Genomic DNA, 2375 nt, shown 5'->3' on the forward strand with positions numbered 1-2375 from the left:
CCCGGGCAGAGGTTTGCCCGGGGGAACGCCAGGGGCGTCACGGCGGACTCGCCGCGCCCTCCATCCGTGTTAGATGCACGAACACCTGCTCCAGCCCGCCGCCGGCGGCATGCGCCTCCCGCAGCTCTCGGGGCGTCCCCACCGCCACCAGCCGCCCGGCGTTCATCATCGCCAGCCGGTCGCAGTGGGCCGCCTCGTCCATGTAGTGGGTCGTCACCAGCACCGTCGTGCCGATGACCAGGATCGCCGGCTCCTCTAGGAGGGTCGCTTCGAGGAGGCCATCGCCTGTTTCAGGGAGGCCTGGGAGTAGGCAGGCCTCAGGGCCGCTCGCAACAAAGGGATGATCGCGCTGTAGTTCCACGGGAAGCCCGACGGGGGACAGGCATGGATCGAGTACACCATGATCATCAAACATGATCATCAAACACGCGGCGGTCGACCTGGGCGACTACCGGGCCCGATCGACGGTCGCAACCATAAGGTTGCCCTGGTGCCGGTGGAGCTGCGGGAACTGCTGCGTTGACGACGCGGACGGGCGGGATTCCCGTGGAATCCTGCCCGTCACTCGTTCAGATACCGGCGCATATCGCGCAGGACCGCGTGAAGGAGCAGCTTGTCCTCGGGCGACATCTTCGCCACATCCATCCCGCCATACAGTGCGGGGGAACCGAGCGCGCCGATGCAGTGCATCTCCCAGAGGATTCGCACGTCCCGTGCCAGCAGGTCCACGTAGCGGAGGTCGAACGGCTCCAGCCCGAGCGCCTTTACGATCTGCCGGCTGCGATTCCCCACGGTGGCTGGCGAAACGCAGCACTGCTCCGCCACTTCGGCCTGCGTCACGGTGGGGTCGCCCTGCACGTAGCGCCGGAATGCATAGACGACCGCCGCCGTCCAGGATGCCGCCGTGCGCTCCTGCTTCGGCCTAAGGGTCAGCGCGGCATCCCACCAGAGCCGCTCGATCCCGTCGCCCGGCTCTTCGTGGATAGGCGCACTCGTTTCAGCCAACGTGCGCGCCCATTCGGCGGTCCGCTCCCACCATGCCGGGGCGTCCGGCACCGGCCGGCCATCCCACAGCACGGACGGACCCGGCGGCGCGTGGATGCGGAACACATCCGCATCGTTGGCCAGCACACCGACAGCCCACACGATCCGCGGCCAGGAGGTGCGGTAGAGGTCATCCCAGGTGGCACGGGGCCGCTGCCGCCGGAGCAGGTCCATCTCCACCTGAAGGATGTGGCGCAGACCGTCTGTCAGGTCCTGGTCCACGAACGCCGTTTCGAGGCCGAGGTAGTAAGCCGGTCCCGTGGGCAGCAGCCAGGTCACGAGCAGGTCTCCCGGCTTCAGCACCCCGCCCCGCACCCCTCTCACGGTGCGGGGCGCATCATCGGGGAGGCGGACCAGTCTGGCCTGCAGGCCGGAGACCGACTCCACGCGGAAGAAGCCCGGTGCCGCCCTGTCTGCCCAGGCGTTCAGGGTCGCACGCTCCTCCTGCGACAGCGACGCATCATCCTCCGCCAACTGCCTGGCCAGGGGAATCCTCCATTCCCCCGGGAACATGAAGGCCAGCCAGTCCACCGCCAGGCTCCGTGCCTCAGGTTCCACCTCGTCAAACAGCTCCGGGGGGAAGAAGCGTACCATCCCCCAGCCGACGGAGATCTCTGCCTCGTCGTCGCGGAGATAATCCATCAGCTTCGACCGCAACCGCCGGACGAGGTGGTCCGTTCGGGCCGCCTCCAGCGAGCAAACCTGCCCCCGGCGCGGGTCGGGCGGGTCTCTGTGCATCGACCTCAACTCCCTGGTCAGATGTGTGTCCTGTTAAGTCTTTAACACTGAGACTGGAGATACCTTCAGCGTCGGTCTGATGCCAGCTCCTCCGCCGGTGATGGCATCGTGCACAGTCGCCGACGGCACCGCCCCAAGTGGTGGCATCGCCCACGGTCGCCGGCAGCACCGCACTCAGTGGTGGCATCGCCTCCGTCGCCGATGGCACGGTCGTCAGTCCGTGATGGCCCCGCCCTCCGCGCCGCCGCTCTCGCCGGGCTTCAGGTGCAGCACCTCCACCCTCCGGATGACCCGGTTGTTCTCCGGCCGGGTATCGGCGGGGTAGTCGATCTCGGCGATGATCTCCCACGTGCCGGCGCTCAGCCCCGGGATCGTCCCCGGCTTCAGGCTGCAGCAGGGCACCTTGTCGATCGTCACCATCTGCCACACGTCCGGGGGCGGTGATGCGCCCCCCGCAGGCCGCGCCCACAGCCGGAGCGGCACCCGGATCTCGCCCTGACCCAGGTTGTTCTGGTAACCCAGGTAGATCCCGACCTCAAACGGCCGGCCTGCCTCGGCCACCTCCGGCACCGCCAGCTCCGCCACCCACGGGT

General features: G+C 68.3%; 2 protein-coding genes and 1 pseudogene. All 3 read right to left on the bottom strand.

Features of this window, described 5'->3' with window-relative positions; all coding sequences use genetic code 11:
- Window positions 1-37 precede the first annotated feature (37 nt).
- Window positions 38-223 carry a hypothetical protein gene (locus AB2385_RS16910; protein ID WP_367656180.1) on the bottom strand — a complete coding sequence of 62 codons (186 nt, stop codon included), beginning with the start codon at window positions 221-223 and terminating at the stop codon, window positions 38-40.
- A gap of 338 nt (window positions 224-561) precedes the next feature.
- Window positions 562-1782, bottom strand: a complete 1221-nt coding sequence (locus AB2385_RS16915; protein WP_367656181.1) for a hypothetical protein — start codon at window positions 1780-1782, stop codon at window positions 562-564.
- Between the two features lie 213 nt (window positions 1783-1995).
- Window positions 1996-2375, bottom strand: a pseudogene (locus AB2385_RS16920) (hypothetical protein); the annotation flags it as partial.

Origin of the sequence: Symbiobacterium sp. (assembly GCF_040797425.1) — a bacterium.
GTDB lineage: Bacteria > Bacillota > Sulfobacillia > Symbiobacteriales > Symbiobacteriaceae > Symbiobacterium.